Below are 17123 nucleotides of genomic sequence, written 5' to 3'. Positions count from 1 at the left end.
TCAGAAGTCGGGGTAGAGCCGGCCGCGGTTGAGGATGCCCCGGGGGTCGAAGCGCTGCTTGAGGCTGCGGTGCAGCGTCGCCAGCGCCGGGGCGAGCGGGGCGAAGGCGCCGTCGGCCGGCGTCTTGCCGCGGAACAGGGTGGCGTGGCCGCCCGCTTGCCCGGCGGCCTCGCGCAGCGCCGCGGCGGGCAGGTCGGACGCCAGCCAGCGCACCGCCCCGCCCCACTCGATCCACTGCGCGTCGCCCAGCTTCAGCGGCGGCGTGGTGGGCTTCACCGCCAGTCGCCACAGCGGACGCTGGTCGAAGAAGGGCGTGGCCTGGTCGCGCAGGCGCTGCCAGAACGCGCCGGCGTCCTGCAGCGGTTCGCCGCCGAGCCTCGCCTGCGCGGCGTGCACCGCGGATGCCGCGCCCGACAGCCGCAGCGTCAGCAGGCCGGCGTGCCACGAGCTTGCCGACAGCGGCAGCGGCAGTCCCGCCCACTGGTTCATCCTCAGGATCGCGGCGGCTTCGTCGAGTTCGAACTGCAGGGTGGTTTCCAGCGACGGTTGCGGCAGCACCTTGAGCGAGACTTCGGTGATCAGGCCGAGCGTGCCGAGCGCGCCGACCATCAGGCGCGACACGTCGTAGCCGGCGACGTTCTTGATCACCTGGCCGCCGAAGCGCAGCGGCTGGCCGGTGCCGTCGATCAGGCGCACGCCGAGCACGAAGTCGCGCACCGCGCCGGCGTAGGGCCGGCGCGGGCCGGACAGGCCGGCGGCGATGCTGCCGCCGAGCGTGGCCGCATCGCCGAAGTACGGCGGCTCGAACGCCAGCATCTGCTTCTGTTCGGCGAGCAACGCCTCGATCTCGGCGAGCGGGGTGCCGGCGCGGGCGGTCAGCACCAGCTCCTTCGGCTGGTAGTCGACCACGCCGGTGAGCGCGCGCGTGCTCAGGACTTCCCCTTCATCGGCATTGCCGTAGAAGGTCTTGCTGCCGCCGCCTTGTATGACGAGCGGCGTATTCGCCGCATGGGCCGAGCGAATGCGATCAAGAAATTCGCTCAACATCAAAACCTCGGCAATTCCGGATGCGCCAGTTGCCCGCCGTGGACGTGCATCGCGCCCCACTCGGCGCAGCGGTGCAGTTCGGGCACGGCCTTGCCGGGGTTGAGCAGTTTGGCGGGGTCGAACGCCGCCTTCACCTCGTGGAAGCGGGTCAGCTCGGGCGTGGCGAACTGCGCGCACATCTGGTTGATCTTCTCCAGCCCGACGCCGTGCTCGCCGGTGATGGTGCCGCCGACTTCGACGCACAGTTCGAGAATTTTTCCGCCGAAGCTTTCGGCTTTTTCGAGCTCGCCGGGCTGGTTGGCGTCGAACAGGATCAGCGGGTGCAGGTTGCCGTCACCGGCATGGAACACGTTGGCGACGGCGAGACCGAATTCCGCGCTCATCTCGCTGATGCGCTGCAGCACGTGGGGCAGCTGGGCGCGCGGGATGGTGCCGTCCATGCAGTAGTAGTCGGGCGCCAGCCGCCCGACGGCGGGGAAGGCCGCCTTGCGCCCGGCCCAGAATTTCAGCCGCTGTTCCTCGCTGTCGGCGGTGCGGATCTCGGTCGCGCCCGAGGCTTCGAGCACCTGGCGCACGGTGTAGATGTCGGCCGACACTTCCTCGTTGACGCCGTCGACCTCGCACAGCAGCAGCGCCTCGCAATCGAGCGGATAGCCGGCGTGGACGAAGGCCTCGGCGGCCTGAATGGCGAGGCGGTCCATCATTTCCAGTCCGGCCGGGATCACCCCGGCGGCGATGATGTTGCCGACCGCCGCGCCGGCCTTCGCCACGTCGTCGAACGCCGCCAGCACCACCTGCGCGCGCTCGGGGCGCGGCAGCAGCTTGACGGTGACTTCGGTGATCACCGCCAGCATGCCTTCCGATCCGGTCAACAGCGCGAGAAGGTCGTAGCCGGGGGCGTCGAGCGCGTCGCTGCCGATTTCCAGCAGCTGGCCGTCGATGGTCCAGGCGCGCAGCTTCTGGATGTTGTGCACCGTGAGGCCGTATTTCAGGCAGTGCACGCCGCCGGAGTTCTCCGCCACGTTGCCGCCGATCGAGCAGGCGATCTGCGACGAGGGATCGGGCGCGTAGTAGAGGTTGTGCTGCGCGACGGCCTCCGAGATCGCGAGGTTGCGCACGCCGGGCTCCACCACCGCGGTGCGGGCGAGCGGGTCGATCGCCTTGATGCGGTTGAGCTTGGCCAGCACCAGCAGCACCGCGCCGTCGACCGGAAGGGCGCCGGCGGCAAGGCCGGTGCCGGCGCCGCGCGCCACCACCGCGACCCCGTTCTCATGGCACAGCTGCAGGACCGCCGCCACCTGCGCCTCGTTCTCCGGCAGCGCCACCACGTCAGGGACGTTGCGGTAGGCGGCAAGGCCATCGCTCTCGAAGGGCAGCAGATCCTCGCGCTCGTTGAGCACGCAATGGGCCGGCAGCAGGCTGCGCAGTTGGGAGAGAAAGGCGGGGCTGATCATGGCCAAAACGGAAGCGGTCAGGCTGCGAGTTTAGCCGGGCTCGCCTGCGCGCGCGAGGGCGCGAGGCGCCGGTAGGCCTCCGCCAGCGCGGCGTCGCCGCCGACGTTGCCGGGGAAGATCACCACCGGCAGGGTCGGCAGCCGATGCCACGGCGGCGTCTGCACCACCGTGACGCCGGGCAGGATCTGCCCCAGCACGCGCGATGCGGTGAGTGCGAGCCCGGTCGACAGCACGTCGTTGGAGGTGATGCCGCCCTTGCTGATGAGAAAGCCGAGCGTTTCCGGCAGCCGCTGCACCACGTCCATCAGCGTTGCGGAGACCGCTTCGCCGAAGGCGAGGCGCTCGGCGGTGCCAGCGAACTTGAGTTCGCTGCGGCTGGTGAAGACGACTGGCGTGAGGCCCTGTGCGTGGGCGTGGGCGATGCTCGCCGCCAGTTCCTCGACCACCGCGGCGCGGCCGGCCGGCAGGCGGGCGACGTCGAGCGGCAGGCCGATCACGCCGCGCTCTTTCAGCAGCTGCGTCAGCTGTGCCGTGGTTTTCGCCACGTGCGAGCCGACCACGACCGCGCCGGGCCGGCCGTCGCGCACCAGGGCGGCGAAGGATTCGGCGGCGACCGGCTGCGGCGGCAGCTTCGCCAGCGCGGTCAGCAGCGAAGCCGCACTGCGGAACAAGAGCCGTTTGCCTCCGGCTGCCGCCTTCAGCACGGCGTCGGCGAAGACGCGGTAGTCGTCCGGCGTTTCGCCGTCGACCGCGCCGACGGCGTTGTTCGCGAGCGAAGCGAGCCAGGCGCCGGCACGGCCGGCGCGCAGGTCGGCAAGCGTCAGGCGCGCCACATCTTTGGCCGCGATGCGGCCGCCGGTCTTCTCGGCGACGTAGTCGGGCAGGAACGCGGTCGTGTAGCCGAACACCGAGTCGCGCGCGAACTCGGTCGCGTGGGTCGGCACCGGCGTGCCGTCGACGATGAGGTAGTGGGTGCCGTCGCGCGTGATGCGTCCGCCCTCGAAGAAGCCGGGGGTCAGGAGCGTCGCGTCGAACGGTCCGAGGATCTCGTCCATGACGTCGGTCTCGACCGGATAGTGGCCGCGCAGGGTCGAATCCGAGCGCGACACGAACAGCACCGGCCCGGCGTAATCGGCGAGCGCGGCCTTGAGGTTGCCGCACACTTCGCGCGTGACGTCGGCGGCGCGCGCGGCGTCCATGCCGCGCGTGTTGGTCAGCACGAAGAACAGCGGCGCCGCGTCGGCCAGCGCCGTCTTCAGCGTGGCGACGTCCCAGCGCGTCAACAGCAGGCAGGAATGCACGGTCTGCGAGCCGGTGGGGTCGTCGTCGAGAACGATGATTTTCGGGTTCATGGTGTTGACCTTTCATGTCCGCGAATGCGCGGGCGCGCATTCGCGGAGAGCTTTCACGCCGCCGCCCACTCCAGCATTGCCAGCGCGCGCTCGTGCATCGCCTGCGCGTTCATGCCATTGAAGTCGAACAGCTGCTGCGGGCTGGCGGTGGTCTCGCCGCGCTTCCAGCAGAACACGTCGCGCTCGCGCGCCTGGCTGCGCAGCAAAACAGGCTCGAGCGGCGCCGATGGGCCGCCGGTGACGCCGATCAGCACGTCGCCGTGGAACATCGCGCGGAAGGCGTCGTCGCCCATGAAGCGGCCGTCGGGTTCGGACACGCTGTCCCACAGCACGTCGGTCGGGCGGTAGAGGCGGCGCGGGTTGACCACGGCGACGATGCGCGAGCCGATGCCGGCTTCGGCGAGCTTGTCGGCGGCGGCGAACACCGGCTGCAGCACCATGTCGCCGGTCACCGCGAACACCACGCTGTGCGAGCCCGGGCGTTCCTGCAGCACCATCGCGCCGTCGTCGATCGCCTGGCGGCTCTGCGCCATCGTGGCGTGGACCGGCAGCGGCGACTTCGACGCGGTGATGACGATGCCCTTGTTGTGCTGGCGCAAGGCCCAGTCGTAGCTCGCCTGGATCATGTTGGCGTCGACCGGGAACAGCGGATAGACGTTGCCGTTGCGCATCATCGCGGCGAAGTAGCTTTCGATCTCCGGGCGCTGGTGGGTCCAGCCATTGCGGCCCTGCTCCAGCGCGCCGGCGGTGAACAGGCACACCGTGGCGGGGGTGGCGCGGCGCAGTTCGGCCATCGCCTGCGTCACCGTCTGCCAGATCGGCAGACCGTTGATGGCGAAGGATTCGTAGCTGCACCACAGGCTGCGGCCGCCGAACAGCGACACGCCCACCGCGAGGCCGGCGCAGGCGTCCTCGTTGAGCGGCTCGTAGACCTGGCCGGATGGCCCTTGGAAATACAGGTCGTCGGCAGTCGGGTGACGGATCGTCAGCGCCTTGTTGATGTTGGCCATGCCCGAGGCTTCGTTGCCGTCGGCGTTGGTCACCACGAACAGCGGGTCGCGCTTGCCGACTTCGCCGACCACGTGGCCGAAGGCGGTGGTGGGGATGTGGTTCTCGCCGACCGCGAATTCGGTGAGCGGCAGGCCGTCGAGGCTGGGCAGCGCGCGCGCAGTTTCGGTCACCGCGACCTTGGCGGCAGGGCCGCCGCCGGCGTGGCGGAAGTTCTCGCGGGTCACTTTCCACGCCTGGATCGGCAGCGCGCGGCGCTGCAGTCCGGATTTCACGTCGTCGGAGTCGAGCGTGTGGTGGGCGTAGAGGTTGTGCGACTTGGCGCCGGTGGCGTGCACGCCCGCGCCTTTCAGCTGCTTGACGATGAGGCAGGCGCGGCGGCCGGACAGTGCGCTCTTCGCGGCAGTGTCGGCGGCTTTCAGGATCGCGCCGGTGAAGGCCATGCGCTGCTTGAAATCGAACGTCGTCGAGTCGGCGTACACCGGTGCGTCGGCGCCGCCGAAGTCGCGGGCGTCGACCAGGTGCACCTCGTCGAAGCCGTGGGCGCGCCAGTAGGCGGCCATGCGGCCGTTGTCCCACAGCGACACCATGCTGTGGTGCTCCTGCGAATAGCCGTTCCACACCAGCACCGGCAGGTAGTTGGTGACGTCGGGGTAGGCGGTAGCGAAGTGCTGGAACGCGCTCATGATGTAGGGCTCGCCCAGCCCGCCGTCGCCGATGGTGACCGGGAACAGCTTGTCGCGGTACAGGTAGGCGCCCGCCAATGCGAAGTGCTGGCCCTGGCCGAGCGGGCCGGCGGGTGCCAGCAGGCCGGGGATCGCGCCGGAGAGGTGGCCCAGCAGGCCGTGGCGCTCGCGGAAGCGCGTACGCATCTCTGAAACGGAATGGATGCCCATGTCCTCCAGCGAGGTGTCGAGGAACATCGCCGAATAGAAGCCGGGCGCGTGGTGGCCGACCTCGGTCACCATGTTGCGGTGGCCCAGGAGATGCAGCGCGGCGACCGCGTCGGCGCTGGAGGCGAAGCCGCCGGGGTGGCCGGACGACTTGCTGCCGGTGACCTGCAGGGTCAGGTAGCGCAGCGCGTCGGCGGCGAGCAGGGTCTGGTAGACCGATGCTTCGCTGGTGGCGTCGGGCAGCGCGGGCTGGCCGGGGCCCAGCAGCGGCGCGGCGCCCAGGCGGTCGATCTCGGGGAAGCTGTCGGCGAAATACTGGATGCCTTCGCAGAAGGCGGGCAAGGTTTCGGGGGTGGGCTGCATCTGGGCGCTCATGGTATGGCCTTTCACAATATGAAAATGTTTCGCGTCATGTGAAACGATGACCTATTGAAGCAGTAAATTGCATGAACTTTCACTATGCGTGATAAATTTTCACTTTATGAAAAACGCAAGCTCCTCCATACAAGTGCTCGACCGCGCCATGGCGCTGGTCGGCGTCCTTTCCCGCGCGCCGGGTCCGATCAGCCTGACCCGCCTGGCGGAACAGGCCGATCTGCACACCGCCAGCGCGCACCGCATCCTCGGCGCAATGATGGCGCATGGCCTGGTCGAGAAAACCGGCGCCGGCGAATACGACCTCGGCGTGCGTTGGCTCGAAGTGGGGAATCGCTTGCGCTCGCGTCTGAACATTAGGCAGGTGGCGATGCCGTTCATGCAGCAACTGGCCGAACTGACCGGCGAGACGGTCAACCTGATCGTGCGGCGCGGCGATGAGGCGGTCTACGTCGAACGCGTGTCGGGCGGGCAGACGCTGATCCAGGTGGTGCAGGTGGTCGGCGCGCACGCACCCCTGCACGTCACCGCCGTCGGCAAGATCTTCCTCGCCGAGGACAGCGCCAGCGGCGTGATGGGCTACGCCGAGCGCACCGGCCTGCCGGCCTACACGCCGAACACGCTGACCACGCTGGAGCGCCTCAAGGCCGAACTCGAAACCATACGCCGCGAGCAGCTGGCCCATGACCGCGAGGAAGCCGAGCTGGGCGTTGCCTGCATCGGCGCGCCGGTGCGCGATGCCGACGGCAAGCTGGTTGCCGGGCTGTCGATCTCGGCGCCGGCCGATCGCCACAAACCGGGCTGGGCCGAGGCGCTCAAGCAGGCGGCTGAGCGCAGTGGCGCGGCGCTGGGCTATCGCGGCGACGCCTGAGAACCCGGGCGGCAGCGCAAAACCCTTGCCGCGCGAGGTCTTTGTTGGCAATGTGGCGGCCATGACCGCCGACCCTGCACCTTTCGCCGCCACCCGCTACCAGTTCGCCGCCTGGCTGATGATGGCAGCCGGGCTGCTGCTCGTCCTGCAGCTCCACTTGCTGCCTGCGCTGCTGGCCGGCCTGCTGGTGGCGCAACTGGTGCATCTGCTGGCGCCGCGTTTTGTCATCGGCCGCCTCGACCACATCTGGGCCAAGGTGCTGGTGGTGTCGCTCATCACCCTGACCGTACTGGGCGCGCTGGGCGGATTGACGGCGGGGGTGATCCTGTATCTGCGCACCGAAGGCGGGCTCGCCGGGCTGCTGACGAAAATGGCCGAGATCATCGAAAATTCGCGCGAACTGCTGCCGCTGTGGGCGGCCGAGTGGCTGCCGCAGGGCGACGAGTCGGTGATCCGCGCGGGGCTGGTCGAATGGCTGCGCACCCATGCGCAGGATATCCGCAAGCTCAGCGGCGACGCCGGGCGCGGCCTGCTGCACTTCATCATCGGCCTGATCATCGGCAGCTTCGTGGCGCTGCGCGAAGCGCGTCCGCATCAGGCGCTGGCACCGCTGGCGCAGGCCATGTGCGAACGGGTGAACCGCCTGGGCGAGGCGTTTCGCCGGGTGGTGTTTGCGCAGATGCGCATCTCGGCGCTCAATGCGCTGCTGACCGCGGCTTACCTGCTGCTGGTGCTGCCGGCGTTCGGGGTGCATCTGCCCTTCACCAAAACCATGATCGTCGTCACCTTCGTCGTCGGCCTGCTGCCGGTGCTGGGCAACCTCATTTCCAATACGGTCATCGTCGTCATTTCGCTGTCGCATTCGCTGCACGTCGCGGCGGCTTCGCTGGCGTTCCTGGTCGTCATCCACAAGCTCGAATATTTCGTGAATGCCCGTATCATCGGTGGGCAGATCCAGGCGCGTGCGTGGGAACTGCTGATCGCCATGCTGGTGATGGAGGCCGCCTTCGGCGTGCAGGGCGTCATTGCCGCGCCGATCATCTACGCGTATATCAAAAAAGAATTGTCCGACCGGGAGCTCATTTAATGTCCAACGACACCGAATCACTCGTCATCACCGCCAGCGGGGAAGACAAAATAGGCCTGGTGGAAGGTTTCACCCGCCGCATTTCGGACAGCGGCTGCAACATCGAGGAGTCGCGGATGGCCGCGCTGGGCGGGCGTTTCGCGCTGCTGATGCGCGTTTCGGGCAGCTGGGACGCGCTGGCCAAGCTGGAAGCGCGGCTTCCCGCCGTCGCCGAAGAGCTGGGCCTCTCACTCACCCAGCAGCGCACCCGCCCCACGCGTGCCGACAAGCCGCTGATTCCCTACACCGTCGAAGTCGCCGCGCTCGACCAGCCCGGCATCGTCAACAGCCTCGCCAACTTCTTCGCGCGGCTGCACATCAACATCGAAGCGCTCGACACCGAAACCTACCCCGCCCCGCACACCGGCGCGCCGATGTTCGCCGTCCACATGACGCTGGGCATCCCCGCCGACGCCCACATCGCCACCCTGCGCGGCGATTTTCTGGATTACTGCGACGACCAGAATCTGGATGCGACCTTCGAGCCGGTGCGGATGTGACGCAGCATGCGGCGGCAGCGCTGCCCGCCGTCCGCAACGCAGTTGCCTGATTATTCGCCTTCGCTGACGCCGAGTTCGCTGTAGAACAGCGACAGCGCATCGTCCTGCCGGTTGGTGAGCGGCAGGCCGCGCACCAGGGCCGCTTCCACGCGCGCGGCCTGCAAGGCGGGACGGTCGATGACGGCGGGATACAGGCGGCAGTGCTTTTCGAGCAGTTCGGCCTGGCGGCAGGCGCAGGCCTCGAACGCGCCGCGGGCGGCGGCATCGAGATGCGGCAGCAACAGCATCCAGGGCGCCTGCCAGGCATGGTAGTCGTGCACCAGCCGGGCGTGGGCGGCATCCATGCCGGCGGTGGCGATGAACAGCGGCGGGAAGGCGTCGGCCTCCAGCACGCGTCCGTGCAGGGCGTTGCCGCCTGGCAGCGTGTGCAGCCCCAGCCCGGCACCGTCGTCCGAGCGGCGGAACCACTGCGCCACGCCGCTGGCGAGACTGTTCACATAGCGCGTCAGGTAGCCGCCGGCGGATCCGTCGAGACCGGCAATCGCCGCGCTCCGGAAATGTTCCTTCGCAGCCATGCCGGCGCGCCAGTCGAGCGGCGGCCTAGTGTCGGTTTCGCTGTCGGTGCACACGCTGTGCAGCAGCGCCAGCGGCTGGTCGCGGCGGTCGAGCAGCCAGAGCTCGAATTGATCGCGGAAGGCGAACGGCACCGCGCGATGCGCCTTGAGCAGGTGCTCGTAGATCACCGCGCCCATGTCTTCGAGCCGCCTGAAATCGTCCGACGGGTACAGCGGCCCGCGCTTCAGCCCCGTTTCCGCCGACCAGTGGCCGTAGCGGATGTCGGAAATCTGCGCCCGCCGTCCGGCGCGCCCCAGGTCGTCGAGCAGCGCGTCGTTGGCGACATAGATGTCCCACTCGATGCCGTCGGTGGTGACTGCCTCGGCCGAGCGGTAGCGAATGACGTGCACTGCCCCGCGAAACGGGTTGAGCAGGCGCTGGGCGTAGCATTCGATCTGCATGAAAGCGGACTCTACATCAACTGCCGGCATGCCTGGTCGTCCCGCAGATCATGGCCTGGTCTGGCCGGACGACGCGTCGTTTCCGCTCGCGCTCATCCAGGCAAACAGCGATGCGCGCATCGCCTCTTCCACCGGCATGTCGATCGGCTGCACCCAGCCGCGCGGCACGAAAACCGTGTAGCCGCCGATCATGTAGCCCATCGGCAGATAAACCGCCACGCGGTCGCCCTGCAGGAAACCGCCAGGCAGGTCATCGACGCGCTGGCGCGTGAGCAGTCCCACCAGTTCGAGATCCTGCCCCGGTATCCTGAGCGCCACCACCATTTGCTGGCTGGCCGGGCTGCGGCGCGGTGAAAAATAATCGGCAAAATCCTTCAGCGAAGAATAGATGCTCTTGACCACCGGCAGGTTGGTGAAGGGCAGTTCCACCAGCGACAGCAGCCTGCCCGCGCCGCGTTGCGACACCAGAAAACCGAGCAGGAAGATACCGCTGATACCCAGCAGCAAGCCCATCCCCGGCACGTAGAATTCGCCGATGAAGGGCCGGATCAATTGCATGGCCAGCGTCTCGGTCCAGCGCAGGAAAACATAAAGCAGATAGATGGTCAGCCCGAGCGGCAGGGCGGTGATCAGGCCGCGAAAAAAATATTGATAGAGGTGCTTGGTCAATTCTGGACTCCGCAAGTGTTGCCGAAACCGGGCTGCCCGTTGTCACTAGCATAATAGCGGGGCGTTGTTAGAATTCCCGCACGTGTTCATTCTCCGGAGAACCCCCATGAAAGCCCCTGCCCTGATCGCCCTTGCCTTGCCCGTGCTGCTTGCCGGTTGTGCCAGCGGCCCCAGCGCCGAAGAACAGGCCGCCATGGTGGCGGACGCGCGCAAGGCCGCCGCCGCGCTGACGCAGAGGCTCGGCGGCGAACTGAAAACGGCGCTCGGCGAAAAGGGCGCGGAGGGGGCGATCGGCGTATGCAAGGAGCGTGCGCCGCAGATCGCGGCCGAGGTATCGAAACAGTTCGGCCTGCAGGCTACGCGCGTCAGCCCGAAAAACCGCAATCCGGCCGCCGTGCCCGACGCGTGGGAGGCCGAAGTCCAGACCGGGCTGGAAAAACGGCTGGCCGCGGGGGAAAAGCCCGAGACGCTCGACACCTGGCAAATCGTCGCCACGCCGACCGGCAAGCAGTTCCGCTACGCCAAGGCGCTGCCGGTGCTGCCGTTGTGCCTGACCTGCCACGGCGACCCGGCCGCGATTCCCGCTGGCGTGAAAGCGCGCCTTGCCGCAGATTACCCGCTCGACAAGGCCACGGGCTATGCCCCCGGCATGGTGCGCGGCATCGTCTCGATCAAGCGCCCGCTGTAAACCGGCCGGCAAAATTTGCGTGAACGGGCTTCAGTCCTGCGCGGTGGCGCCGATAATTATGCTGATGCGCCCAAGCTTGTTGTGGAGGAATGTAGCGTGCTGAATCGTCTTGTCGGAATGTGGTCGGGGGGCCGGGATAATGCAACGCCGCCGCCGCAGGGTGCCGTGCCGTCCGCACCGGAGTCGGCAGCCAGGCCGGTGGCCAAAGCGCCTTCGGTGATGCGTCGCGAGGCCATGCTGGGCCGCGACCAGAAGGTGGCGGCTTACACCTTCATGTTGCGCCGCGCGCCGGATGACCAGCGCGATATGGCTCTGCCCGACATGCAGCGGCTCTACGACGAAACCTTGCTCGGCAACCTGCAGCGCATGGATATCGCGCGCCTGCTGGGGCAACGCCTGGCATTTGTGCCGGTTGTGCCGGCCAGCCTGTCGCTTCCGCTGATCGATACCTGGCCCGCTGCCGGCACGGTGTGGGTTCTGAAGATCGACAGCCAGACCCCGATCGACGATTCCCTGCTTGCCCGGCTGGCCGAGCTGAAGGCGCGCGGATTCGGTTTCGCCCTGCATGCCGACATGGCGGTGGGGGCCGGGCGGCATGCGCTGTTGCAGCTTGCGGATTATGTGCTGATGGACGTCGGCAGCGAGGACATTCCCGCCATCACCGCGCAAATGGCAGCGGTGTCCAAGGTGGCGGCCGGAAAACGCTTTGTGGCGACCGAGGTGCAAACGCTGGAAGCGTTCCACATGTGCCACAAGCTGCAGTTCGCCCTGTTCATGGGGCCTTTCATCACCCGCCGCGAAACGCTCGACACCCCGGTCATGGGGCCGTCCCGCGCCAAGGTGCTGGACCTGATGAACCGGGTGCGCACCGGCGCCGAGCAGCCTGAACTGGCCGGGCACTTCCGCCAGGATCCGGCGTTGTCGGTGCGTCTGCTGCGCTACGTCAACTCCCCCGGCATGGGCTTGATGAGCAAAATCGGCGGCATCGAGCAGGCGCTGATGGTGATGGGACAGGACAAGCTCTATCGCTGGCTGACGCTGATCCTGTTTACCGGCGGCCAGACCCAGGAACTCGATCAGGCGGTGCTGGAGAATGCCCTGGTGCGCGGCCGGGTGGCCGAGCAGCTGGCCGGGCGCGCGCTGTTCGCCAAGGCGCGCGACGAGATTTTCGTCGCCGGGCTGTTTTCGCTGCTCGACGTGGTGATGCGCATGCCGATGGAGCAGGTGTTGAAGCAGATCAGCCTGCCCGCCGAAATCACCGAGGCCATCGTCTCGCAACGCGGGCCGTATGCGCCCTATCTGGCGCTGGCGATCGCCTGCGAGCAGGACGACCAGAGCAGTCTCGATGCCCTGGCCGGGCAGATCGGCCGCGACGTGGCCGACATCAACGCCGTGCACATGGATGCGCTGCTGTGGGCGCAACAGCTGTCCGCCGACGTATGAACTGAACATGGCGGCCGTTTCCGGCGCCGCCGCCGCCGCGTGGTGTGTCTACATGCTGCGTTGCGCCGACGGCTCGCTCTACACCGGCATCACCACCGACCTTGTGCGCCGCGTCGCCGAACACAACGGCACCGGCGCGGCGGGTGCGCGCTACACCCGCAGTCGCCGTCCGGTGCAGCTGGTCTATGCCGAAGCCGCCGCCAACCGCGCCGAGGCGACGCGGCGCGAAGCGGCGATCAAGCAGCTGGATCGCGCAGGCAAGCTGGCGCTGTGCGCGCCGGTCGCGTAAGCCTTCCCGCCCGTTTCAGGCGCCGTTCATGCCGTTCAGGCGTGCGTTGAGTTGCGGAATGGCCGCCTCCATCGCGCGCCGTCCGGCGTCGATGGCGACGTCGGCGCGGTGGAATTCCATCAGGCCCAGGTTCGCGAGCAGCGGCGTCACCATCACGTCGGCCGGATCGCCGGCCAGCCGGCTGCGGGTAATCAGCACCTGCATGATGTTGATGCTGCTCGCCAGCACGTCGAGCATGGCCGGCGGTCTGGGGCCGTTGCCGGAATTGAGGCCGAGCTGCGACATGCCGGTCTGGATGCGTGCCATCACGCTGTCGGTCAGGTTTTCGGGATTGGCCGGGGCGCGCTTGCGCGCTGCGGCGGCGGGCCGGGGCTTGAGGTGGCGCCCCAGCAGGTCGGCGTTCAGATCCACCGCAATCACCAGGTCGGCCCCCATCGCCCGGCACAGCGACACCGGCACTGGATTGACCAGGCCGCCGTCGACCAGCCAGCTGCCGTCGCGCTGCGCTGGGGTGAACAGTCCGGGCAGCGCGATCGAGGCGCGCACCGCGTCCGACACCCCGCCCTCGCGCAGCCACACTTCGCGGCCGCGCTGCAGGTCGGTGGCGACGGCGCCGAACGGGCGCGCCAGTTCGCGGATGTCGCGATCGACGAAGTGGCTGCGGAAGAATTCGATCAGCTTGTCGCCCTTGATCAGCCCGCCGCCGAGCGAAAAGTCGAGAAAGCTCACCACGGTCTGTACGCGCAGGCTGCGTACCCAGGCCTCCAGCCGGTCGAGTTCGCCGCCCACGTAGGCGGCGCCCACCAGCGCGCCGATCGAGGTGCCGCAGACCAGATCGGGCTCGATGCCGGCGTCGGCCAGCGCGCGGATGACGCCGATGTGCGCCCAGCCGCGCGCCGAGCCGCCGCCGAGGGCGAGGCCGATGCGCGGGCTCATTGCAGCGCTGCCGCCCGCGGCACCACCAGCCGCACATAATCCAGCGCTTCGTAATTGCGGATTTGCGCCGGCCCCGACGGCGCCACATCGACATAGTCTGGAAAGGCCTCCGGCGCCACGCCGCGCCAGCCGGCATAGGTTTCGCACACATGCAGCGGGATGCCTTCGTCGCGCACCAGGCTCTCGGCCAGTTGGTGCGCCGTCGCGTTGCCCTCGCGTTGCGCGGTTTGCAGCGCGAACATTTCCTGTCCGTGGGCCACCAGCGCCATCGGCATGCCAGGAAAGCGCGCCTTCAGCCGCTGCGCGGCGCGCTTGACCCAGGGCAGCGCTTGGTCGAGCGCCTGCGGGTCGCGGTCGACGATTTCGAACACCACCCCGGGCGGCGCCGCGCCACGCGCCAGCAGGGCATCGAGGCTTGCCGCCGAGACGGCGGGCAGCCAGGCCAGGATGGCCAGGGCAGACAACAGAAAACGCAGCATTCAGGATCCTTTCCCAGGGTGTCGAACAGGCAGCCGGCGCCGGCAGGCGCGGCCCGCCCATTGTCGGCCAGCTGCGCCGAAAAATGTAGCCGGGCGAGGCTGGCCTGCCGGACGAGGGCTGGCCGCGCTCATGCAGCGCGGCTTAATCCGCTTCGCGCTCGGGGCTGCAGCACTGAATCTGGCTGGCCGCGGGCGGCTGGCTCAGGATGGCGCCGGTGACCGGATTGGGGCGGAATACGGTGCAGCCCTTGAGGCCGAGCGCGTGCGCCTGGCGGTAGAGATCCTCGAAGCGCTCGAACGGCGTGTCGGCGGCGACATTGATGGTCTTGGAGATCGCGTTGTCGACCAAGGGCTGCAGCGCGGCCTGCATCTGCAGGTGGGCGAGCGGGTCGATCCGGTGCGCCTCGATCAGGGCCGGCGGGATGCCCGCCCCGCCCCGCTGCTGCCACAGCTGGCAGGCGTAATCGACCACGCGATGGCTGCGATAGGCGCCGTCGCTTGCCAGCACGCGGCGTTCGGCGGCGGCCGCGAAAACCGGCTCGATGCCGCTGGAAAGGTTGTTGGCCAGCAGGCTGATGGTGCCGGCCGGCGCGATCGCCAGCAGATGGCTGTTGCGGATGCCGTGCGCGGCGATGGCGGCGCGAATATCGGCCGGCAGGCGGGCGGCGAAGCCGCTGGCCAGAAACGGCCCGGCGTCGAATTCCGGGAAGGCGCCCTTCTCGCGCGCCAGCTCGATCGATGCGCGATAGGCGGCATCGCGGACCGTCTGCATCGCGCGCGTCGCCAGCGTGCGTGCAGCCTCGCTGTCGTAGCGCAGGCCGAGCAGCACCAGCGCATCGGCCAGCCCGGTGATGCCCAGCCCGATGCGCCGCTTGCGATGCGCCTCCTCAGCCTGCGCCGGCAGCGGGTAGCGCGAGACCTCGATGACGTCGTCGAGAAAGCGCACCGCGAGCGTCGCCGCGGCGGCCAGCGCGTCCGCGTCGAGCCGGGCATCGGCGGCGAACGGCGACACCACGAACGCCGCAAGATTGAGCGAGCCGAGGTCGCAGGCGCCGTAGGGCGGCAGCGGAATTTCGCCGCAGGGATTGGTGGCGGTGAGCGTTTCGCGGTCGGCCAGCGTGTTGTCGCGGTTGATGGCGTCGACGAACAGCACGCCCGGTTCGGCGGTGTCGTAGGCCGCGCGCAGGATGCGCTGCCACAGCTCGCGCGCCTTCAGCGTGCGCGCGTTCGCGAGGCCGGGAAACGCCAGCGGCCAGTCGCGGTCGTCCGCCACCGCAGCCATGAAGGCGTCGCTGACCTGCACCGACAGGTTGAAATGGCGCAGCGCCGCGGGGTCGCGCTTGGCATCGACGAAGGTCTCGATGTCCGGATGGTCGCAGCGCAGCGTCGCCATCATCGCGCCGCGCCGCGCGCCGGTCGACAGCATGGTGGCGCACATGGCGTCCCAGATGTGCATGAACGACACCGGCCCGGAGGCGATGCTGCCGGTGGCGGCAGCCACCATGCCGGCCGGGCGCAGGGTGGAAAAATCGTAGCCCACCCCGCCGCCGTGCTGCATGGTGAGCGCGCCTTCCTTCAGCGCCTCGAAAATGCTCACCAGGTCGTCGGCGATCCCGCCCATGACGAAGCAGTTGAGCAGCGTCACCCGGTGGCCGCTGCCGGCGCCGGCGAGAATGCGCCCGCCGGGGAGGAAGCGGAAATTCTCCAGCAGTGCGAGAAAGCGCCCGGCCCAGGCCTCGCGCTCGCAGCTTTCCGCCGCCGCAATCGCCAGCGCCACGCGCTGCCAGCTGGCGCGGATGCCGGCTTCGCCCGGCGCGCGATAGCGGGTCTCCCAGATGTGGCGGGAGATCTCCATGCTGAAGGGATCGGGTGTGCTCATGCGGCGATGGAAGCGGCGTTTGAGGCATCATCTGTCTACGTTCGTCTATTGAGCATAGCCGCTTTGCCCCTTCCCATGATGGTTTCGTCCCACCCCTATTCCGCGCTGACCCCCGACTGCGCGCTCGATGCGCTCGACAGCACCGGCTTGCGCGCGGATGGCCGCCTGCTGGCCTTGAACAGCTACGAGAACCGCGTCTACCAGATGGGCGTCGAGGATGCCGCCCCGGTGGTGGTCAAGTTCTACCGCCCCGAGCGCTGGAGCGACGCCGCGATCCTGGAGGAACACGCGTACACGATCGAGCTCGCCGCGCGCGAAGTTCCGGTGGTGGCGCCGCTGCAACTGAATGGCGCCACCCTGCATGCCCATGCCGGTTTCCGTTTCGCGGTGTACCCGAAGCAGGGCGGGCGCATGCCCGAATTCGACCGCGCCGGCACCCTGCAGCGGATGGGGCGCTTCCTCGGGCGCATTCACGCCGTCGGTGCGACGGCGGGGTTTTCGCAGCGGCCGCCGCTTGACATCGAGACCTTCGGCTATGCGTCGCGCGATTTCCTGCGCAGCGGCAGCTGGCTGCCCGCCGATCTGGCCGTGGCGTGGGACAGCGTGGTCGCGCATGCCCTGCAAAGCGTGGCGTATTGCTACGAGCGCGCCGGCGACGTCCGTGCCATCCGCCTGCACGGCGACTGCCATGCAGGCAACGTGCTGTGGACCGAGGCCGGACCGCATTTCGTCGATTTCGACGACTGCCGCATGGGCCCCGCGGTGCAGGATCTGTGGATGCTGCTGTCGGGCGAGCGCGGCGAGCAGCAGGCGCAGATGAACGAGATCCTGGCGGGCTACGAGGACTTCGCCGAATTCGATCCGCGCGAGCTGCATCTGGTCGAAGCGCTGAGAACCCTGCGCCTGCTCCACTACGCGGCCTGGCTTGCGCGCCGCTGGGACGACCCGGCGTTTCCGGCCGCGTTTCCGTGGTTCAATACGCAGCAATACTGGCAGGCGCGCATCCTCGAATTGCGCGAGCAGATCGCGCTGATGGACGAGCCGCCGCTGGTGGTTTGAAAGACAACATTTATCCGCGAAGGGCGCGGATAAAAGGGG

The 17123-nt window shown here is 68.5% G+C and carries 16 protein-coding genes; 7 read left to right on the top strand and 9 right to left on the bottom strand.

All coding sequences use genetic code 11. From position 1 onward, the window contains the following. Genes glcE through BGO62_RS00215 form a run of 4 tightly spaced genes read right to left on the bottom strand, consistent with a single transcriptional unit; the run spans position 1 to position 6129 of the window. On the bottom strand, positions 1–1047 hold the full coding sequence (gene glcE, locus BGO62_RS00230) for a glycolate oxidase subunit GlcE (RefSeq protein ID WP_296638264.1): 1047 nt from the start codon (positions 1045–1047) through the stop codon (positions 1–3). Next, a complete protein-coding gene (locus BGO62_RS00225; RefSeq protein WP_296638262.1) occupies positions 1047–2501 on the bottom strand; it encodes an FAD-linked oxidase C-terminal domain-containing protein in 1455 nt (484 codons plus the stop codon). Before BGO62_RS00225 ends, glcE begins: the two co-directional genes overlap by 1 nt. Positions 2502–2518: 17 nt before the next feature. Further along, a complete protein-coding gene (locus BGO62_RS00220; protein WP_296638258.1) occupies positions 2519–3853 on the bottom strand; it encodes a four-carbon acid sugar kinase family protein in 1335 nt (444 codons plus the stop codon). Positions 3854–3906: 53 nt separating this feature from the next. Next, entirely contained in the window at positions 3907–6129 is a 2223-nt protein-coding gene (locus BGO62_RS00215) for a phosphoketolase (protein ID WP_296638255.1), read from the bottom strand. A gap of 106 nt (positions 6130–6235) precedes the next feature. Between BGO62_RS00215 and BGO62_RS00210 the strand changes: the two genes are divergently transcribed. From BGO62_RS00210 to BGO62_RS00200, 3 genes are all read left to right on the top strand, one after another. Next, positions 6236–7000: an IclR family transcriptional regulator gene (locus tag BGO62_RS00210; protein ID WP_296638251.1), complete on the top strand. Its 765-nt coding sequence runs from the start codon at positions 6236–6238 to the stop codon at positions 6998–7000. Positions 7001–7061: 61 nt separating this feature from the next. Next, positions 7062–8087: a hypothetical protein gene (locus BGO62_RS00205; protein WP_296638247.1), complete on the top strand. Its 1026-nt coding sequence runs from the start codon at positions 7062–7064 to the stop codon at positions 8085–8087. After that, positions 8087–8626 (top strand): glycine cleavage system protein R, encoded by a 540-nt coding sequence (locus BGO62_RS00200; protein WP_296638244.1) that lies wholly within the window; start codon positions 8087–8089, stop codon positions 8624–8626. The genes BGO62_RS00205 and BGO62_RS00200 overlap by 1 nt, the downstream gene beginning before the upstream one ends. Before the next feature lie 50 nt (positions 8627–8676). Here the strand turns inward: BGO62_RS00200 and BGO62_RS00195 are convergent, their stop codons facing one another. Continuing rightward, the gene (locus BGO62_RS00195; protein WP_296638240.1) at positions 8677–9672 is read right to left on the bottom strand and encodes a hypothetical protein; all 996 of its coding nucleotides are present in this window, start codon (positions 9670–9672) and stop codon (positions 8677–8679) included. Positions 9673–9690: 18 nt separating this feature from the next. Beyond that, positions 9691–10311: a DUF502 domain-containing protein gene (locus BGO62_RS00190; protein WP_296638237.1), complete on the bottom strand. Its 621-nt coding sequence runs from the start codon at positions 10309–10311 to the stop codon at positions 9691–9693. Between the two features lie 106 nt (positions 10312–10417). Here BGO62_RS00190 and BGO62_RS00185 point away from each other — a divergent pair, with 106 nt between their 5' ends. The 3 genes from BGO62_RS00185 (at position 10418) to BGO62_RS00175 (ending at position 12731) form a co-directional block, all read left to right on the top strand. Beyond that, positions 10418–10999, top strand: coding sequence for a DUF3365 domain-containing protein (locus BGO62_RS00185; RefSeq protein WP_296638234.1), 582 nt, complete (start codon positions 10418–10420; stop codon positions 10997–10999). A gap of 165 nt (positions 11000–11164) precedes the next feature. After that, positions 11165–12442: an HDOD domain-containing protein gene (locus BGO62_RS00180; RefSeq protein ID WP_296638231.1), complete on the top strand. Its 1278-nt coding sequence runs from the start codon at positions 11165–11167 to the stop codon at positions 12440–12442. Positions 12443–12449: 7 nt separating this feature from the next. Continuing rightward, positions 12450–12731, top strand: a complete 282-nt coding sequence (locus tag BGO62_RS00175; RefSeq protein ID WP_296638228.1) for a GIY-YIG nuclease family protein — start codon at positions 12450–12452, stop codon at positions 12729–12731. A 15-nt stretch (positions 12732–12746) separates the two neighbouring features. On the opposite strand, the gene rssA is transcribed toward BGO62_RS00175, so the two are convergent. The 3 genes from rssA to BGO62_RS00160 form a co-directional block, all read right to left on the bottom strand. Further along, entirely contained in the window at positions 12747–13667 is a 921-nt protein-coding gene (gene rssA / locus BGO62_RS00170) for a patatin-like phospholipase RssA (protein WP_296638225.1), read from the bottom strand. Beyond that, positions 13664–14146 (bottom strand): hypothetical protein, encoded by a 483-nt coding sequence (locus BGO62_RS00165; protein WP_296638223.1) that lies wholly within the window; start codon positions 14144–14146, stop codon positions 13664–13666. The genes rssA and BGO62_RS00165 overlap by 4 nt, the downstream gene beginning before the upstream one ends. A gap of 142 nt (positions 14147–14288) precedes the next feature. Further along, positions 14289–16025: an adenosylcobalamin-dependent ribonucleoside-diphosphate reductase gene (locus BGO62_RS00160; RefSeq protein WP_296638220.1), complete on the bottom strand. Its 1737-nt coding sequence runs from the start codon at positions 16023–16025 to the stop codon at positions 14289–14291. 75 nt (positions 16026–16100) lie between these two features. Between BGO62_RS00160 and BGO62_RS00155 the strand changes: the two genes are divergently transcribed. Next, positions 16101–17084: a serine/threonine protein kinase gene (locus tag BGO62_RS00155; RefSeq protein ID WP_296638218.1), complete on the top strand. Its 984-nt coding sequence runs from the start codon at positions 16101–16103 to the stop codon at positions 17082–17084. Positions 17085–17123 lie beyond the last annotated feature (39 nt).

Source organism: Thiobacillus sp. 65-1402, assembly GCF_001897685.1.
GTDB lineage: Bacteria > Pseudomonadota > Gammaproteobacteria > Burkholderiales > Thiobacillaceae > Thiobacillus.
This window is presented reverse-complemented; position numbering and strand designations above follow the sequence as displayed.